Consider the following 16850-nt stretch of genomic DNA (forward strand, 5'->3'; position numbering starts at 1 on the left):
AACTGACCAAGGGATAACTGACCAAGGGGTTTCAAGGGGCCTGCTCGCTGGGTTGACCTTTTTGCATCAGATAGGCGACAAGTTTGTCCAGGGTATCCACCTGTTGGTAATCGGTTTCAGCGATGACAATGCCCAGACTCCGATGCAGGGCTTCGATGAGGCGAAGCCAGTCCATCGAGTCCAGATCAACCTCCTCGCGTAGCGACCGGTCACTGTGTAATTGCTCAGGCTCGATTTCAGGAGCGATGCTCTTCAAGGCGCTCAACACTTGATTGCGTACCAGTAGCGGATCCATAGGCTTACCTCAAAGGTTCTCTGGCGTTTGTAACAAGCGACGGACTTCCCCCAGAAAACGTGCGCCATAGTGACCGTCGCTGACCCGATGATCGGCTGACAAGCTGCTGACGACGGTGGGCATGACGCACAACTGGCCTTCATTCACCCAGGGGCGCTCGCAGATACGACCGAAGCCGACCAGAGCGACCTGCGGCGCATAGATCACACCCAGTACGCTGTCTACGCCCTGATCGCCGAGTTGAGTGACCGTTATGCCCGCGCCACCGAGCTCGGAGCTGCGCAGAGAGCCGCTGCGGGCGCGCTCGACCAGGCTGGCCAGCTCTCTCATCAAATCGGTCAGGGCTGTGTCCGCCACATGACGCAGAACCGGGGCGACCAGACCGCCCTGACGCAGGGTAATTGCCACTCCAAGGTCAGTATCGAGTGCGGGTTCAAAGGCATTGTTCTGCCAGGAACCGTTGAGCTGCGGATAGTCGCGCAGGGCCAACGCCACCGCTTTGAGCAGCAATGCACTGGGCAACAGGCGCTCCTGTAATGTGCCTTGTGCATTGTGTGCCTGCAGCCAGGCCATGGCCTTACCCAAGGCGATGGTTTCGCTCAGGTAATAATGGGGAATCTCGCGTTTCGAACGGCTCATGGCCGCTGCGATCGTGTGACGCATGGCCTGGTTATGGTCAGGCTCCGGGGCCACACGGGCGGCAGCCTCGACATCTTCCAGGGTAACCACACCGTGGGGGCCATGGCCTTGCAATTGGCTGAGACTGAACCCCAATTCGGCAGCGCGCTTGCGTGCAGCCGGAGAAATTCGCGGGCGTGCACCGGAGCGGTTTTCTTCTGCGGTCAGCACCGGAGGAGTGGGTATCCGTCGCGCAGTCTGCGCACTTTCACCGGGTTCCAGCAACAGCGCGATGGGTGTACCCACGGGTACCTTGGCTCCGATGTCGATCAGCAGTTGCAGGACCGTGCTGTCATGCCAGCACTCTACGTCGATGGCGGCCTTGGCCGTATCGACCACGGCAATCACCTGACCAGGCTTGACCGCATCGCCCGGATGGATTTTCCATTCCAGCAACGTGCCTTCATCCATATCGGCCCCCAGAGACGGCAATTTGAATTCGATCATGGTTGACCCTCCCGGCCTTGGGTTCGACACGTTGACGTCATCACGCTGACGTTCCCTGGCACAGCTCATGCGCGGCCGCGACGATCGTCGACACTTGTGGCAATGCAGCCTCTTCGAGATGCCGGGGATAAGGGATCGGTACTTCGGCGCTGCACACCCGGGATGGCGGAGCATCCAGCTCGAAAAAGCTCTGTTCGACGATCCGCGTGATGATCTCGGCGGCCAGACTGCCGCTACGCCAGCCTTCATCGACGACAAGGGCGCGACGGGTTTTACACACCGAGGCCATGATTGCCTGGTCATCCAGAGGGCGCAGAACCCGCAGGTCGATCACTTCGCAATCAATGCCCTCCCCGGCCAGTTGCTCAGCCGCCGTCAGGGCCTTGCCGAGTGTGCCGCCGTAGGTGATCAGGGTCAGGTCGTTACCGACACGCCGGACCTTGGCGCTACGGATGTCCAGCGTCTCCCAGTCGCCTGTATCGCCCTCCATGTTGTAGAGCTGGGCATGTTCGAAAATCAGCACCGGGTCTGGATCCAGCAGCGCTGGCCAGAGCATGCCGCGTGCGTCTTCGAGGGTCGCCGGAGCCAGAATTTTCAGGCCGGGAATATGCGCGTACCAACCTTCCAGACTGTGGGAGTGCTGCGCGGCGAGCTGACGTCCCGCGCCTGTGGCCATGCGCACGACCAGGGGAACGGAGAACTGTCCGCCGGACATGTGCCTCAGGGCTGCTGCCGTATTCATCAGAGGATCGAGGGCGAGCAGGCTGAAATTCACGGTCATGATTTCTACAATCGGCCGCATGCCGCCCAAGGCGGCCCCGATACCGGCCCCCACGAAGCCCAATTCCGACAGCGGCGCGTCTCGAATGCGCTCGGGGCCGAACGCTTCAAGCAACCCCAGGGACACGGCATAGCTGCCACCGTAACGGCCGACGTCCTCGCCCATCAGAAATACCCGTGGGTCCCGCTGCAGCGCGTCGCGCAGGGCCTCGCGCAACGCTTCACGATACGTCATGCGAGCGCTCATGATGCCGACCTCGAGGTGTAAACATCGTGAGACAAATCCTCAAGCGGTTCCAGGCTCCCGCTTTCGGCATAAGCGACAGCGGCTTCCACTTCAGCGTCCACCTCGGCCAGGATCTCCAGAAAACCGGGCTCGTCCAAAAGGCCTTCTGCCTTGAGTTGTGCACTGTAGGTATGAATCGGTCCGCGCGCCTTCCATTGCTCCACCTCAGCCTTGTCACGATACAGCTGCGGGTCGAACATCGAATGGGCACGAAATCGATAGGTGCGAAACTCCAGAAAAAAAGGCCCATGCCCCTCCCGGATATGTTTAACAGCGTCACAAGCGGCTTCGTACACCGCAATCACATCCATGCCATCGACGGATCGGGTATCGACCTTGTACGCCGAGGCTTTGGTACACAAATCGGTTTGCGACTGCGAACGCGCCAGGGCCGTGCCCATGGCATACAAGTTGTTCTCGCAGCAAAACAGCATCGGCACCTGCCACAACGCGGCCAGGTTGATGGACTCATGAAAGGCGCCCTCCGCCATCGCGCCTTCACCAAAAAAGCACGTAGAGAGACGCGATCCCCCCTGCATACGCTCGGCCAGCGCCAGGCCGACCGTGAGTGGCAAGCCACCGGCCACGATGGCATTGCCGCCGAAGAAACGTGTGCTGGCATCGAACAAGTGCATTGAACCGCCGCGTCCTCGCGAACATCCTTCCTGGCGTCCGTACATCTCGGCCATGATCGTCTTCATGGGCACACCCTTGATCAGTGCATGGCCATGTTCGCGATAAGTCGCGACCACCGCATCATCGGCAGCCAATGCATGCAAAACGCCGACGGCGACCGCTTCTTCACCGATGTACAGGTGCAGGAAACCACGGATCTTGCCCTCCCCGTACAACTCGCCGGCGCGCTCCTCAAGACGGCGGATGCGCACCATGTCCCGTAGCAAGTCGAGCGCAATATCCTGAGGCAACGATTGGAGACTCACGACGGATTCTCCAGGCTGGAAGTATCACCTTCAGGCAAACCCAGCTCCCGGGCCTTTAGCAGACGTCGCATGAGTTTTCCGCTACGCGTGTGCGGAAGTACCTGCACGAACTCCAGCTCCTTTGGCGCGACCACGGCACCGAGGCGCTTGCGTCCATGACCAAGCAACTCATCGTGCAGGGCCTGGCTGGCGGTGAAACCGCTCTTGAGCGAAATGAAGGCCTTCACGGTTTCGCCCAGCAGTGGATCGGGCTTGCCAATCACCGCAACTTCGGCCACCGCCGGATGTTCCATGAGCGAGCTTTCAACTTCGAACGGACCGATCAGGTGCCCGGCCGATTTGATGACATCGTCGCCACGGCTAACGAACCAGTAGTAACCATCGGCATCGCGACGCACCAGATCACCACTGAGGTACCACTCACCGACAAAGCTCTGTCGATAACGCTCCTCCTGCCCCAGATAAGTCCGAAACATGGCGGGCCATGGCCGCTTCAGGGCCAGATCGCCGACCTCATTATCATCGAGAAATACCAGTGCACCGTCCGCGCCGCGCTCGACGATGGCGACCTCGACGCCTGGCAGGGGTTTGCCCATCGAACCTGGTTTGATAGCCATCGAAACGGTATTGGCAATCATGATTCCGCCCGTTTCGGTCTGCCACCAATTGTCGTGGATCGGCAGCCCCAGCACCTCTTTGCCCCACCAGACCGCCTCGGGATTGAGCGGCTCTCCGACGCTGGCAATAAAGCGCAGACACGCAAAGCGATGGCTGCGCGCCAATGCGTCGCCCGCTTTCATCAACAGGCGGATTGCCGTCGGGGCCGTGTACCAGACCGTTACCCGTTGTTGTTCGAGAATCCGGTACCAGCGTTCGGCATCGAATTCGTTGCCCTCGACCACGCTGGTAACACCCAGCAACAGCGGCGCGAAGATCCCGTATGAAGTCCCCGTGACCCAGCCCGGATCGGCGGTGCACCAATAAATATCTTCGGGGTGCAAATCCAGCGCGTATTTAGCGGTGACACGGTGAGTCAGCGTGGCGCCGTGGACATGCAACACACCTTTGGGAGTGCCTGTGGTGCCGCTGGTGAAGTGTAAAAGTGCGGGACTGTCGACCGTTGTCCGGACGATGTCGAAAGTGTCATCGGCTTCGGCCAGCAGTCGATGCAAGCTATGGGCGCCCTCCACAGCCGTCGTATTCCCACCCTCTGCGTCATACAGCAACACATGTTTGAGTGTCGGCAAACGTTGACGAATAGCCGCAATCTTGCGCCGATAAAGCGTTTCGCTGGTCAGCAGCACGCTGCATTCGCCAAGCCGCATGCGGGTTTCTATGGGCTCAGGGCCGAACGCGCAGAATAACGGTGAAACCACGCAACCGAGCTTCAAGCCTCCCAGCACGCCCAGATACAGTTCCAACCCTTGGCCGCAGAGCACAAACACTCGTTCGCCGGGGGCCACGCCCAATTTTTTGAGCACATTGGCAAATCGGTTGGTCTGCGCACTCAACTGTGCATAGCTGATGTCGTGGTGCCCGCCATTGCGATCGAGAATGCGCAATGCCGTATGTTGGCGATTCCCGCCCATTGCATGCCGGTCCACGGCCTCATAGGCAAGGTTCAAACCGCCTCCCGGCAATCGGGCCAATTCGTCTGCTTCCACCTGCCACGAAAAGGCTTGGCGGGCTTGCTCGCTTTCCAGCCAATTGGGCGTAGTCGGCAAATCGGCGATTGTTTTTTTGATAATCGGCAAATGCATGTGATTTACCTCGTCGATACAGGGCTATTGCTCACAGCCAGTGGCCAACTTCAATGATGCCGGTCCGCCCTTAGACGGCCAGAACGCTGCAAGGCACCTGATACAGGATATGTTCGGTCGTGCTGCCCACAAGCTTGTTCAAGCCGTGAGACTGGACCCTGCCCATCACGATCACATCCACGTGTTGCTCAAAGGCGAACTCACTCAGCGCCGAGACGGGATGTCCCAGGATGAAATGCCGACGGTCAGACGGCACACCGTATCGACCGGCCAACTTGAGAAACGATTTCTCCAGGGTTTTACGCATCTGCCTGGTCAGTTCCAACAGCGTCAGACCGCCACCGCCCATATCCCCCAGATAGTCTGTCGAAGTGTCGCAGGCGTACAGCAGATGCAACTCGGCATCGCACTGCAACGCGAGCCCGGTAGCCTGCTGGATAATCCGCTCATTCAGCTCGCTGTCTGAAGGGTCGGTATCGCTAGCATCAACCGCCGCCACCACCTTGCGCGGCAAGGCATGGCCACTGGCGCCCACCAGATAGACCGGAATCGGACAGTGGCGCAGCAGGTGCCAATCCTGAGGAGTGAAGAGCGCGCGCTTGAGCGCTGACTCATGCTGAACTTCCTTGATCAACAGGTCGGGCTGCATTTCCGTGACGTGATCAAGAATGTCCTGCTGCAGGTCATCGGCCCAGGCCACCTCCGTCGTCACTTCGATCCCCCGACCACGGATATTTTTTGCCTGACTCTGCAGCCAATCGCGATGATCCTGCAGGTAGCCCTCCCGAGCCGTTTCCCGCACGCCCTCTTCCAGCAGCGACAGAATGTCCAATGACTTTATCAAGGCAACTATGTGCAACGTTGCCCCGCTGGCCTTGGCCAGGGCCGCTGCATGATGTATTGCAGGCGAGTGGCGCAGGGCCGGGTTGATGATCAGTAATAACCGTTGATACTGGCTCATGAGCTGACTCCAGACAGGTGGCTTTTCAACGCCTGCACTGCCTGTTGCGGAAGGCAGCCGTTGCATGCTCGCTGGGTCAAGCACCAGCGTTAACTTCAGACTCCTCCGTCGGGGTCTCCCTGGCGTTGATATAGATCAAATACCTGCGCCAAGGCAGGCTGCCCGCATCACTCAGCCTGGAAGCGATAGCAGTTCGTGCGCACCTGCTGGTTTTATTCGTCACGAGTCCAGCTGACGCTCAGCCCGTACTCGTCATCGTTGTACTGATAATCGGCATGTCCTTTGAAAGCCGCTTCAATTGCATGACCCAGGCGGTTCGCGAGATGGATACCGGTGGTGGTCACAATCAGCGCACCGTCCGAGTCGGTCAGGCTGATGAGGCGCTCCAGGGCATGCTCCGCTTTTTCCTGTTCCTCGGTATTTTTGATCAGGTTGATGATTTCATTCAGATGCTCAAGCAAGAAGCTGCCCGATAGCGTCAGCGTACCGGCAGGCTTGCTGTCACTGATACGCCGGCATGCAGGGCAGATCATCGATTGCGCGTCATGAATCACCGTGTTTTCAGGAATCTTCCAGGTCCAGTTACCCGCCTGATAAGCGGCTCCACACTGCGAGCAGATGGCAGAACCTTCGACTCGCGGCAAACAATACGGATCATGCGCCGGGGTTTTGAACAGCTTGTTTTTTTGACTCTGCTGATACTTGTCCATGGTCTTTTCCTCACAAATGTCCTGGATAAAAATCCCACGCGAAGCCGTGTTTTCAAATCGCCCCTCTTCCCGCGGCACCCACTGAAAACACCGTGAATTTCAAGATTTCATTTGGACCCGGTTCCTCGTTGCACAGGTTGATAATTGTCAATTCGTGCCAACAACCGACGGTCGGTCATCCGTGCGGAGGGTGCTCCGTATACTGGCATTCGAGGGGGCGGCAAGGTTGTGACTTTGTTGATAAAAGTCAACGCCGCACGGGTTACTTCATAGAAGCTGCAAGGACATACTTGTTGTAGAACTGCTCAGGAGAGCAACCTGATGGCTCACACCAAAATCCTGTTTCGTGCTGCCGCTCGCGAGAAAATCCTGTGCGGGGCAACACAGTTGGCGGACGCGGTTCGAGTGACCCTTGGGCCGAAATCGAAATCGGTGTTGATTCAGAATAAATGGGGTAATCCGACGGTCTGCAATGATGGCGTGACGATTGCCAAACGGATCGACCTGCTGGATCCCGAGGAGAACCTGGGTGCCCAGATGCTGCGTCAGGCGGCGGAGCGCACCAGCGAGGCGGTAGGAGACGGGACCAGTACATCAACGATTCTGGCCCACGCAATCCTGGCTGACGGAATACGCAACGTCGTCGCGGGTGCCAGTGCAATCGACCTGAAACGCGGTATGGACCGCGGGCTTGCTCTGGTCATGCAATCGCTGGTCGCCCAATCGCGCCCGGTCAGCACACCAAAGGAAAAGATCCAGGTCGCCACGCTTTCGGCGCATAACGACGCTGTCATCGGTCAGCTGGTTGCCGACGCTCTGGAGAAGGTCGGCATTGAAGGTGTGGTCAGTGTCGAGGAGTCCAAGACCACTGAAACAGTGGTCGACGTGATGGAAGGGATGCGCTTGGACCGTGGTTATGTCTCGCCCTACTTCGTGACGGACGCAGAGAAGATGCAAGTCGAACTCGATGATGCCTACCTGCTGCTCTGTGATTATAAAATCGGCGCACTCAAAGACCTGCTTCCATTGTTAGAGTTAATCGCCAAAAGTGGACAACCGCTGGTCCTGATCGCAGACGACATAGAAGGTGAAGCGTTGACCACGCTGGTGGTCAATCAGATTCGGGGCGTATTGCGGGCGGTGGCGATCAAGGCGCCAGGCTTCGGTGATCGACGCAAGGAAATGCTCCAGGACATTGCGGTTCTGACCGGTGCAACCGTGATATCCAATGAAACGGGCATCAACCTCGAACAGGTCGAATTGAGCCAGTTGGGACGAGCGCATCGGGTCGTTGTGCAGAAAGACAGCACGGCGCTGATCGGGGGGGCGGGTAAACGCGAGGCTATCGAGGCGCGTCTGCAGCAGATCCGTGCGCAAATGGACAGTACCACCAGCGATTACGACCGTGAAAAACTTCAAGAGCGACTGGCCAGGCTCTCTGGCGGAGTCGCGGTGATCCGGGTCGGAGCCCCTTCCGAAGCCGAGATGAAGGCACGTAAAGATGCCCTGGATGATGCGATTTCAGCGACCCGCGCGGCAATTGCCGAAGGCATTGTTCCCGGCGGCGGCCTGGCCCTGCTCAAGGCTGTGCCGATTATCGCGGCCGAGGAGGCCAACCACGAGGGGGACGTCAAGACTGGGCTGCAGATTCTTCGCCGTGCCCTGGAAGCGCCGGCCCGGATCATCGCCGAGAACTCGGCGGTGGATGCCGGCGTGGTCGTTGCGCGCATGCTCGCGGAACCGGGAAACACTGGCTTCGATGCGTCTGCCAATTGTTATGTCGACATGTACGAAGCCGGTATCATTGATCCGACCAAGGTGGTGCGCATCGCCCTTGAAAATGCCGTCTCAGTGGCCAGTATTTTGCTGCTTACCGAGGCGACCCTGACTGACATTGAGCAAAAGGAATCTCCTGCCCAGCCACCGTTTCCTGAATGATCGGCATGACGTGAGTAGCCCAAGGCCATGAAAAAGAACGAGCAGTGGAACCTGTCCTACTTCGCGATCGCTTTTATCGTGCTGAGCCTCATGCAGATATTCTTTGGCGAGCGCCAGGCCGTGCAGCCCCTCCCGTACAGCCAGTTTCTGCAACTGTTGAACGAGCAAAAAGTCAGTGATTTGCGGGTCGATAAGGACCAGATCAGCGGCAAGTTGCATGAGCCCATCGACGGACGCGAACGGTTCTCCACCGTGCGAGTCGATCCGGCGCTGGCGACCGAACTCTCTCAATCGGGCGTCGGTTTTACCGGAGTCACTGAAAATACCTTTATGAACAGCCTGTTGGGCTGGTTGTTGCCGTTTGTCCTGATTATGGTGTTCTGGCATTTCCTGTTTCGCGGGATGGCGGACAAACAAGGCCTTGGCGGGCTGATGAATGTCGGTAAATCCCGGGCCAAGGTGTTTGTCGAACGCGACACCGGGGTCACCTTCGCCGATGTCGCGGGCATCGACGAAGCCAAGGCCGAGCTGGTGGAGATCGTCTCGTTCCTCAAGGACAAGGCCAAATACGCACGCCTGGGCGCGCACATTCCCAAGGGCACCTTGCTGGTTGGCCCGCCAGGCACCGGCAAGACCCTGGTGGCCAAAGCCATTGCCGGTGAAGCCGGTGTGCCGTTTTTTTCGATCTCCGGTTCCGAGTTCGTCGAGATGTTCGTCGGCGTCGGTGCCGCCCGGGTCCGCGACCTGTTCGAGCAGGCCAGGCAGGCGGCGCCCTGTATCATCTTCATCGATGAACTGGACGCGCTGGGCAAGATGCGCGGCGTCGGTACGCTGGGCGGCAATGACGAAAAGGAACAGACCCTCAACCAGTTACTGGCCGAGCTGGATGGCTTCGATCCGCGCGAGGGCGTGGTGTTGCTGGCCGCGACCAACCGGCCGGAGGTTCTCGATCCGGCGTTGTTGCGGGCCGGGCGCTTCGACCGGCAGATTCTGATCGACCGCCCTGACCGCAAAGGTCGGGAGGCCATCCTCAAGGTCCATCTCAAAAAAGTCATTGTGGAGCCAGGGCTCGATGGTGCGCGTATCGCCGAGATCACCACTGGTTTCACCGGCGCCGACCTGGCCAATCTGGTTAACGAAGCGGCCATCGTCGCCACTCGACGCGGCGCCGAAGCGGTTAGCCTGAACGATTTCACCGCAGCGGTGGAGCGCCTCATCGCGGGGCTCGAACGCAAGAGCAGCCTGCTCGATCCCGACGAGCGCCGGGTGGTGGCCTATCACGAAATGGGGCATGCCCTGGCCGCCAGTACGCTGCCGGCGATGGACCCGGTGCATAAAGTGTCGATCGTGCCCCGCGCCATCGGCTCGCTCGGCTATACCCTGCAGCGACCGACCGAGGATCACTTCCTGATCAGTTGCCAGACGCTCAAGGACCGGATTGTCGTGCTGATGGCCGGACGTGCCGCCGAAGACCTGGTCTACGGCCAGATTTCTACCGGGGCCGCCGATGATCTTGTCCGTGCGACCGATATCGCCCGGCAACTGATCACCCGGTTCGGCATGAGCGCCGAACTCGGACAATCGGTGCTGGAGCGGCAAAACCCAACGTACCTGGGAGACCGCATGGCCACGGTGGGCGAGAAGGATTATTCGGAGCAGACCGCCCGGGAAATCGACCTGGGTATTCGCGCCCTGCTCGATGAAGCCTACCAACGGGCCAAGGCATTGCTGCAAAGTCGTCGGGCCGACCTGGATGAGGGGGCCCGCCTGTTGCTGGAAAAGGAAACCCTCACCCCTGAGGAATTCCCGCCACTGATGCCGCTCAAGCCGGCCCCGGCATTACCGAAACTGTGATCCCCATCAAGCCCGGTTATCCGGCGTCGGCGTCCATTGCCACTGCATCACTTCGGGCATGTCTTGCCCGTGTTCGATGAGATAAAGCTTGTGCTTCTCCATCGTCGCCCAGTAACGCGCCCGGGCAGTCTGGAGCTGATCGTGCAGCCGGGGCACGCGCTCGATGACATCCAGCGCCAGCTGATATCGGTCCAGGTTATTGAGCACCGCCATGTCGAACGGTGTGGTGGTCGCCCCCTCGTCCTTGAAGCCGCGAACATGAAAATTTTCGTGATTGGTGCGCTTGTACAGCAGTCGGTGGATCAGCGCGGGATAGCCGTGGAAGGCGAAAATCACGGGCCGGTCGACGGTGAACAGTTCATCGAATGCGTTGTCCGGCAAACCATGGGGATGGTGGTACGACGGTTGCAGGACCATCAGGTCGACGACATTGATCACCCTCACCCGCAAATCCGGCACGTATTCGCGCAGCAAGGTGACCGCGGCCAGGGTTTCCAGGGTCGGCACGTCGCCGGCACAGGCCATGACCACGTCGGGGTCGCTATCGTCCTGGCAGGCCCAGTCCCACCGTCCGATGCCGACCTGGCAATGACGAATCGCCGCATCGATATTCAGCCATTGCCACTCCGGTTGCTTGCCGGCCACGATCACGTTGACGTAATTGCGGCTTCTGAGGCAATGATCGGCCACCGACAAGAGGCAATTGGCGTCGGGCGGCAGATAGATCCGGACCACGTCCGCGGTCTTGTTCGCCACCAGATCAATGAACCCCGGGTCCTGATGGGAAAAGCCGTTATGGTCCTGGCGCCAGACATGGGACGTGAGCAAATAGTTGAGCGAGGCAATGGGTTTGCGCCATGGCACTTCAGCGGCGGTTTTCAGCCATTTGGCATGCTGGTTGAACATCGAGTCGACGATGTGGATGAACGCCTCGTAACAGGAAAACAGCCCATGCCGGCCCGTCAACAAATAGCCTTCGAGCCAGCCTTCGCACACCTGTTCGCTCAGAATCTCCATCACCCGGCCATCGGCCGCCAGATTGACGTCGTCGACGCCCAGCGGCTCCATCCATGCCTTGAGGCTGACTTCATACATTGCATCCAGACGGTTCGAGGCGGTTTCGTCCGGACCGAACAGACGAAAATTGCTCGACGCCAGGTTGGCTTTCATCACATCTCGCAAAAATGTTCCCAGCACCCGTGTGGCTTCTGCACGCAGACCACCGGGAACCTCGACATTCACCGCATAATCGGTGAACCGCGGCAGCTCCAGCGATCGCAACAGCAGCCCACCGTTGGCGTGGGGATTGGCGCTCATTCGCCGGTGGCCGGTCGGCGCCAGGGCAGCGATTTCGGGCAGCAAGGTGCCATTGGCGTCAAATAGCTCGTCAGGTCGGTAGCTGTAGAGCCATTCCTCCAATTGGCGCAAATGCGTGTGTTGCTGGAAATCGGCCAGCGGGACTTGATGCGCGCGCCAGGTGCCTTCGACCCGACGACCATCGACGAATGTCGGCCCGGTCCAGCCCTTGGGCGTGCGTAACACCAGCATCGGCCATAAAGGCCGTTCCGGTGTCCGGGTTTGCGGCCGTTGGCGCGCGATCCGCTGAATTTCCCGAATCTCCAGCACCATGGTGTCCAGCGTTTTGGCCAGCGCTTGATGAACCTCTGCCGGATCATCGCCCTCGACGAAATACGGGTCGTAGCCATAGCCATACATCAAGGCCGATAACTCTTCCTCGCTGATGCAGGAGAGTACGGTCGGGTTGGCGATTTTGTACCCGTTCAGATGCAAAATCGGCAGCACCGCCCCGTCACGCGCCGGGTTGAGGAACTTGTTGGAGTGCCAGCTGGCCGCCAACGTCCCGGTTTCGGCCTCGCCGTCGCCAATGACACACGCCACCATCAAATCCGGATTATCGAACGCGGCGCCGTAGGCATGGGCCAGGCTATAGCCCAGTTCGCCGCCTTCATGGATCGACCCCGGAATCTGCGCTGAAACATGGCTGGAAATGCCGTAGGGCCAGGAAAACTGCCGAAACAGTCGGGTCAGACCGTTGGTGTTGCACCCCACCGACGGGTTGAATTCGGTGTACGTCCCTTCCATGTAGGTCTGGGCCACGACCGCCGGGCCGCCATGCCCGGGGCCGGCGATGAAGATCATGTTCAGGTCGTGGGTCGTGATCAGGTGGTTGAGGTGCGTGTAGATCAGGTTCAACCCCGGCGTCGTACCCCAGTGTCCCAGCAGCCGTGGCTTGACATGCGCCAGTGTCAGCGGCTCCTTCATCAGCGGGTTGTCCTTGAGGTAGATCTGCCCCACCGCCAGATAATTGGAGGCCCGCCAGTAGGCATCCAGTCCTTCCAGTTGCTCGGCACTCAAAAAATCGTTCATGACGTTCTCCGCGAGGGGCTCGGTATACCGATAAACATGCGCCAATTCTGGGAGTCTGCAACGCGCAAGACTTGATTTACATCAAGTCTTGCCCCGGCCGCCCCGTCTCGATGAGAGAGAGCCTTTTCCCGCTCGTCGATTGCCTTTGTAAACGCCCGATTGAAGTTGCGATTCGAACTATCCTTTACCCCACTGTCAGGGGGCTACGGCGATGCCCGAAATACGGCCATATCAACATCATTATCTGAAGGCCGCGTGCTCCAACTGCAGCGTCCTGGAGTTGTGCCTGCCGATCGGCTTGACCGGCCAGGAGGTCGAGCGGCTGGATACCCTGATCGTTCAGCGGGTAAAGGTTAAAAAAGGCGCAGCCCTGTACCGGGCCGGTGATCCGTTGCGTTCGCTGTATGCGGTACGTATCGGTTCATTCAAGACCAGCATGCTGTCGGTCGACGGCCGCGAGCAAGTGACCGGTTTTCAGATACCCGGCGAGATGCTCGGCCTGGATGCCATCAGTGACGATCGGCACGCCTGCAGTGCTTTTGCCCTGGAGGACAGTGAAGTCTGCCCCCTGCACTACGCACAACTGGAGAAACTCGCCCACGAACTGCCCTCACTGCAACACAACATGAACAAGCTCCTGAGCCGGGAGATCGTGCGTGATCACAACTTGCTCATGATGATGGGCAACATGAACTCCGATGAACGCCTGGCGGCCTTTCTGTTGAACCTGTCGCAACGGCTGAGCATTCGCGGGTACTCGTCCAGCGACTTCGTGCTGAAGATGCGCCGCGAAGAGATCGGTTCGTACCTGGGCCTGCGCCTGGAAACCATCTGTCGGGGCATCGCTCATCTGCGGGATCTGGAATTGGTCGAGATTTGCGGGCGTAACGTCAAAGTCCTGAATCTGGATGGGCTCAAGCAATTGGTCGCCGGCTGTCACCGACAGTCGCCTACCTGACACCCCCAGGTGCATCGGCTTTTGGAGAATCGTCATGCGCGCCATGGTTTTGCATGCCCCCGGCCAGCCACTGCAACGGGAAGAGCGCGCTATCCCCAGCCCTGACGCGCACCAGCTGTTAATCAAAGTCCTGGCCTGTGGCGTGTGCCGCACCGACCTGCATCTGGTGGACGGTGAATTGCCGCAAGCGGTGCTGCCGCGGGTGCCGGGCCATGAAATCGTCGGTGAAGTGACGGCGGTGGGGGCCAACGTTGCACCCGACTGGGTGGGCAAGCGCGTCGGCGTTCCCTGGCTCGGCTGGACGTGCGGTGAGTGCACATTCTGCCGCTCGGGCCGGGAGAACCTCTGCGATCGCGCCCGGTTCACCGGCTGTCACCTGGATGGCGGCTATGCCGAGTTCACCGTTGCCGACGCCCATTTCTGTTTCCCCATCCCGGACGCGCTCTCGGCCGCCGAAGCCGCACCGCTGCTGTGTGCCGGGCTGATCGGTTTTCGCGCCTTGCAAATGGCCAAAGGGGCGCATCATCTGGGTCTTTATGGCTTCGGCGCGGCGGCGCATCTGGCGATTCAGGTAGCACGGGGCCGGGGGCAGCAGGTGTATGCCTTCACCCGACCGGGCGACAGCGAGGGTCAGGCCTATGCCCGAACCCTGGGCGCCGAATGGGCTGGTCCCTCGGATCAACCGCCGCCGCACCCGCTCGATGCCAGCCTGATCTTCGCCCCCGTCGGTGCGCTGGTGCCGTTGGCGCTGGAAGCCACCGTCAAGGGTGGCTGTGTGATTTGCGCGGGCATCCACATGAGCGACATCCCCAGCTTCCCCTATCGCCTGTTATGGGGCGAACGCAGTGTCCGTTCAGTGGCAAACCTGACCCGCGAGGACGGCACGGCGTTTTTTGCAGAGCTGCGTCATACGCCTGTCCACAGCGATGTGACCTGTTTCGCCCTGGACGATGCCAATCAGGCACTGGCAAGCCTGCGGGCCGGTCAGGTCAAAGGCGCGATTGTGCTCATCCCCTGACACGCGATCCCGGCTGTTTGACCGCCAGAATGCTACCCGGCACCGAGTAAAGCGCTCGCTCCGTGTTGCTACCAATCAATCGATCGAACCCCGTTCGATGCACGGTGCCCATCACCACCACATCGACCAGATATTCCTCGACAAACTCACTCAGTACCGGCGCCGGCAGGCCCATGATGAAATGCCGGCGCTCCGGTGGCACGCCATAGCGATCGGCCAGGCTGACAAACGCCTGGTGCAGGGATTGCCGCAATTCCTCCACTAAGTCTACGTTCCACCCGCCACTGACCAGGGGCACATCGCCATTGAAGGCCGCCGACAAGTCATACGCGTACAACAGATGCAGCGGTGCATCGCATTGCAGGGCCAGTGCATTCGCCGATTGAATGATGGTGTCGTTGAGGCCGCTGATTTGCGTCGAGGGGTCGAACGGGTCCACCGCCGCCACGATCCGGTGCGGCAAAGCATGACGGGCCTGATTGACCAGATGCACCGGCACTTGGCATTCGCGCAGCAGGTGGCAATCCAGAGGGGTGACGAACACGCGCTTGAGCAGCGGCTCCAGCGTGACATCCTTGACCAGCAGGTCGGGCTTGAGATCTTCGACGCACCTCAGGATGTCCAGCAATGGATGAGTGGTGAAGACCACTTCCACGCTCACTTTCAGCCCCTCACCGCTGAGGCGCTGAATTTCTTCCGCCATCCAGCGGCGATATCGGCGCAGATAGCGCTGGTACGCCGCCTCATCGGTTTTTTCTTCCCACAAATGGATGATCGGGGCCGGTTCAATGAACGCCCGCACATCCAGAATCGCGCCGCTGACCTTGGCGAGGGCAGCGGCGCGCTGCAAGGCCGGAGATTGGTACAAGGTTCGGTCGGCGATCAGCAACACCCGTTGATAGTGACCCATCACACACCTCGATTCGGTGCCGGTCCAAAGCGCCGGTATGTTCCCAGACTGCGCTCGTTATCCCCTGCCCCGGTTGATTTACATCAGATGCCAGCGTTTGAGCCTGCCTGTCACGAGTGTCTGATCCAGATCAGATTCAAGGGATGCCAGTGGCGTAAAAAGAAAGGAACCGCGTGGTTGGTTGCCACACGAGAGCCTTTCAACCCGGATGGAGGATTGCATCATGCTCACTGTTAAAGACCACAATGACCGAGCGGCCGCCGTCTACGCCGCCGTCTCCGGACAGTACTGGATTGAAGCGCTCAAAGACGGGCGCCATGTGCTGATCCGGCCGCTGAAAGAAAAAGACCGGGAGCGTGAATACGCCTTTATCAAGCACCTGTCCCCGGAATCGCGGCATATGCGCTTTCTGGCGCAAGTCAATGAGCCCGGCACGGCCATGCTCGACCAGTTGATGGATGTCGACGGCAAGAAGCGGTTGGCTTACATCGCGCTGATCCACGACAACGGCAAACTGGTTGAAATCGGTATCAGCCGCTATGCCGCCACCTCCGACAACGAGTGTGAATGCGCCGTGACGGTCGCCGATGAATACCAGCATCTGGGCCTGGGCACGGCGCTGATGGAGCATCTGATCAAGGCCGCGCGCAGGAATGGTTTCCGTCAGATGTATTCCATCGACGCCGCCAACAATGCCCCCATGCGCGATTTGGCCAAAGGCTTGGGCTTTGAGACCCGTCACGACCCCGATGACAGTCGTCAGGTCATCCATAGCCTCTCTCTGTAAAACAACGCCCCTGGGCGTCATTGAATCCGCCCGGGGGCGTTTCAACATTCAGGGCTGTCACAAAGGGGGCGCCTTGCCATTCGGTGTTTTTTTCAACGGTGTCCACCAACAACGCTAGGCTTACAAACAATGTGGTGAT

At 59.6% G+C, this 16850-nt stretch carries 14 protein-coding genes; 5 read left to right on the top strand and 9 right to left on the bottom strand.

Translation table 11 applies throughout. The features are described from left to right. Positions 1-31: 31 nt before the first annotated feature. From BZL43_RS05035 to BZL43_RS05065, 7 genes are all read right to left on the bottom strand, one after another. Positions 32-295: an acyl carrier protein gene (locus tag BZL43_RS05035; protein WP_095631285.1), complete on the bottom strand. Its 264-nt coding sequence runs from the start codon at positions 293-295 to the stop codon at positions 32-34. A gap of 9 nt (positions 296-304) precedes the next feature. Continuing rightward, entirely contained in the window at positions 305-1420 is a 1116-nt protein-coding gene (locus tag BZL43_RS05040; RefSeq protein ID WP_095631286.1) for a dihydrolipoamide acetyltransferase family protein, read from the bottom strand. A gap of 40 nt (positions 1421-1460) precedes the next feature. After that, positions 1461-2435, bottom strand: a complete 975-nt coding sequence (locus BZL43_RS05045; RefSeq protein WP_218228025.1) for an alpha-ketoacid dehydrogenase subunit beta — start codon at positions 2433-2435, stop codon at positions 1461-1463. A gap of 8 nt (positions 2436-2443) precedes the next feature. Then, positions 2444-3427 carry a pyruvate dehydrogenase (acetyl-transferring) E1 component subunit alpha gene (pdhA, locus tag BZL43_RS05050; RefSeq protein ID WP_095631288.1) on the bottom strand — a complete coding sequence of 328 codons (984 nt, stop codon included), beginning with the start codon at positions 3425-3427 and terminating at the stop codon, positions 2444-2446. After that, positions 3424-5187 carry an acetate--CoA ligase gene (acsA, locus tag BZL43_RS05055; RefSeq protein ID WP_095631289.1) on the bottom strand — a complete coding sequence of 588 codons (1764 nt, stop codon included), beginning with the start codon at positions 5185-5187 and terminating at the stop codon, positions 3424-3426. Before acsA ends, pdhA begins: the two co-directional genes overlap by 4 nt. A gap of 70 nt (positions 5188-5257) precedes the next feature. After that, on the bottom strand, positions 5258-6148 hold the full coding sequence (locus BZL43_RS05060) for a universal stress protein (protein WP_095631290.1): 891 nt from the start codon (positions 6146-6148) through the stop codon (positions 5258-5260). 212 nt (positions 6149-6360) lie between these two features. Beyond that, complete coding sequence (locus tag BZL43_RS05065) at positions 6361-6858, bottom strand: BCAM0308 family protein (RefSeq protein WP_095631291.1); 498 nt, start codon at positions 6856-6858, stop codon at positions 6361-6363. Positions 6859-7179: 321 nt separating this feature from the next. On the opposite strand from BZL43_RS05065, the gene groL reads away from it, so the two are divergent. Beyond that, positions 7180-8796 (top strand): chaperonin GroEL, encoded by a 1617-nt coding sequence (gene groL, locus BZL43_RS05070; protein WP_095631292.1) that lies wholly within the window; start codon positions 7180-7182, stop codon positions 8794-8796. A 27-nt stretch (positions 8797-8823) separates the two neighbouring features. Then, positions 8824-10650, top strand: a complete 1827-nt coding sequence (gene ftsH, locus BZL43_RS05075; RefSeq protein ID WP_095631293.1) for an ATP-dependent zinc metalloprotease FtsH — start codon at positions 8824-8826, stop codon at positions 10648-10650. A 6-nt stretch (positions 10651-10656) separates the two neighbouring features. On the opposite strand, the gene BZL43_RS05080 is transcribed toward ftsH, so the two are convergent. Then, positions 10657-13038 (bottom strand): phosphoketolase, encoded by a 2382-nt coding sequence (locus tag BZL43_RS05080; protein ID WP_095631294.1) that lies wholly within the window; start codon positions 13036-13038, stop codon positions 10657-10659. A 211-nt stretch (positions 13039-13249) separates the two neighbouring features. On the opposite strand from BZL43_RS05080, the gene BZL43_RS05085 reads away from it, so the two are divergent. Next, positions 13250-13996: a cyclic nucleotide-binding domain-containing protein gene (locus BZL43_RS05085; RefSeq protein WP_095631295.1), complete on the top strand. Its 747-nt coding sequence runs from the start codon at positions 13250-13252 to the stop codon at positions 13994-13996. A 34-nt stretch (positions 13997-14030) separates the two neighbouring features. Then, complete coding sequence (locus BZL43_RS05090; protein ID WP_095631296.1) at positions 14031-15014, top strand: zinc-dependent alcohol dehydrogenase family protein; 984 nt, start codon at positions 14031-14033, stop codon at positions 15012-15014. On the opposite strand, the gene BZL43_RS05095 is transcribed toward BZL43_RS05090, so the two are convergent. Then, positions 15004-15924 carry a universal stress protein gene (locus BZL43_RS05095; protein WP_095631297.1) on the bottom strand — a complete coding sequence of 307 codons (921 nt, stop codon included), beginning with the start codon at positions 15922-15924 and terminating at the stop codon, positions 15004-15006. The two genes, BZL43_RS05090 and BZL43_RS05095, sit on opposite strands and share 11 nt — an antisense overlap. A gap of 223 nt (positions 15925-16147) precedes the next feature. Between BZL43_RS05095 and BZL43_RS05100 the strand changes: the two genes are divergently transcribed. Beyond that, positions 16148-16711, top strand: a complete 564-nt coding sequence (locus tag BZL43_RS05100) for a GNAT family N-acetyltransferase (protein WP_095631298.1) — start codon at positions 16148-16150, stop codon at positions 16709-16711. The last annotated feature ends 139 nt before the right edge of the window (positions 16712-16850 follow it).

This window comes from Pseudomonas sp. PICF141 (assembly GCF_002286815.1).
Lineage (GTDB): Bacteria > Pseudomonadota > Gammaproteobacteria > Pseudomonadales > Pseudomonadaceae > Aquipseudomonas.

Bases quoted from the DNA above. Each gene is read 5' to 3' on its own strand.
- BZL43_RS05035 (WP_095631285.1), bottom strand. From the start codon at position 295: ATGGATCCGCTACTGGTACGCAATCAAGTGTTGAGCGCCTTGAAGAGC.
- BZL43_RS05040 (WP_095631286.1), bottom strand. From the start codon at position 1,420: ATGATCGAATTCAAATTGCCGTCTCTGGGGGCCGATATGGATGAAGGC.
- BZL43_RS05045 (WP_218228025.1), bottom strand. From the start codon at position 2,435: ATGACGTATCGTGAAGCGTTGCGCGAGGCCCTGCGCGACGCGCTGCAG.
- acsA (WP_095631289.1), bottom strand. From the start codon at position 5,187: ATGCATTTGCCGATTATCAAAAAAACAATCGCCGATTTGCCGACTACG.
- BZL43_RS05060 (WP_095631290.1), bottom strand. From the start codon at position 6,148: ATGAGCCAGTATCAACGGTTATTACTGATCATCAACCCGGCCCTGCGC.
- BZL43_RS05065 (WP_095631291.1), bottom strand. From the start codon at position 6,858: ATGGACAAGTATCAGCAGAGTCAAAAAAACAAGCTGTTCAAAACCCCG.
- groL (WP_095631292.1), top strand. From the start codon at position 7,180: ATGGCTCACACCAAAATCCTGTTTCGTGCTGCCGCTCGCGAGAAAATC.
- ftsH (WP_095631293.1), top strand. From the start codon at position 8,824: ATGAAAAAGAACGAGCAGTGGAACCTGTCCTACTTCGCGATCGCTTTT.
- BZL43_RS05080 (WP_095631294.1), bottom strand. From the start codon at position 13,038: ATGAACGATTTTTTGAGTGCCGAGCAACTGGAAGGACTGGATGCCTAC.
- BZL43_RS05085 (WP_095631295.1), top strand. From the start codon at position 13,250: ATGCCCGAAATACGGCCATATCAACATCATTATCTGAAGGCCGCGTGC.
- BZL43_RS05090 (WP_095631296.1), top strand. From the start codon at position 14,031: ATGCGCGCCATGGTTTTGCATGCCCCCGGCCAGCCACTGCAACGGGAA.
- BZL43_RS05095 (WP_095631297.1), bottom strand. From the start codon at position 15,924: ATGGGTCACTATCAACGGGTGTTGCTGATCGCCGACCGAACCTTGTAC.
- BZL43_RS05100 (WP_095631298.1), top strand. From the start codon at position 16,148: ATGCTCACTGTTAAAGACCACAATGACCGAGCGGCCGCCGTCTACGCC.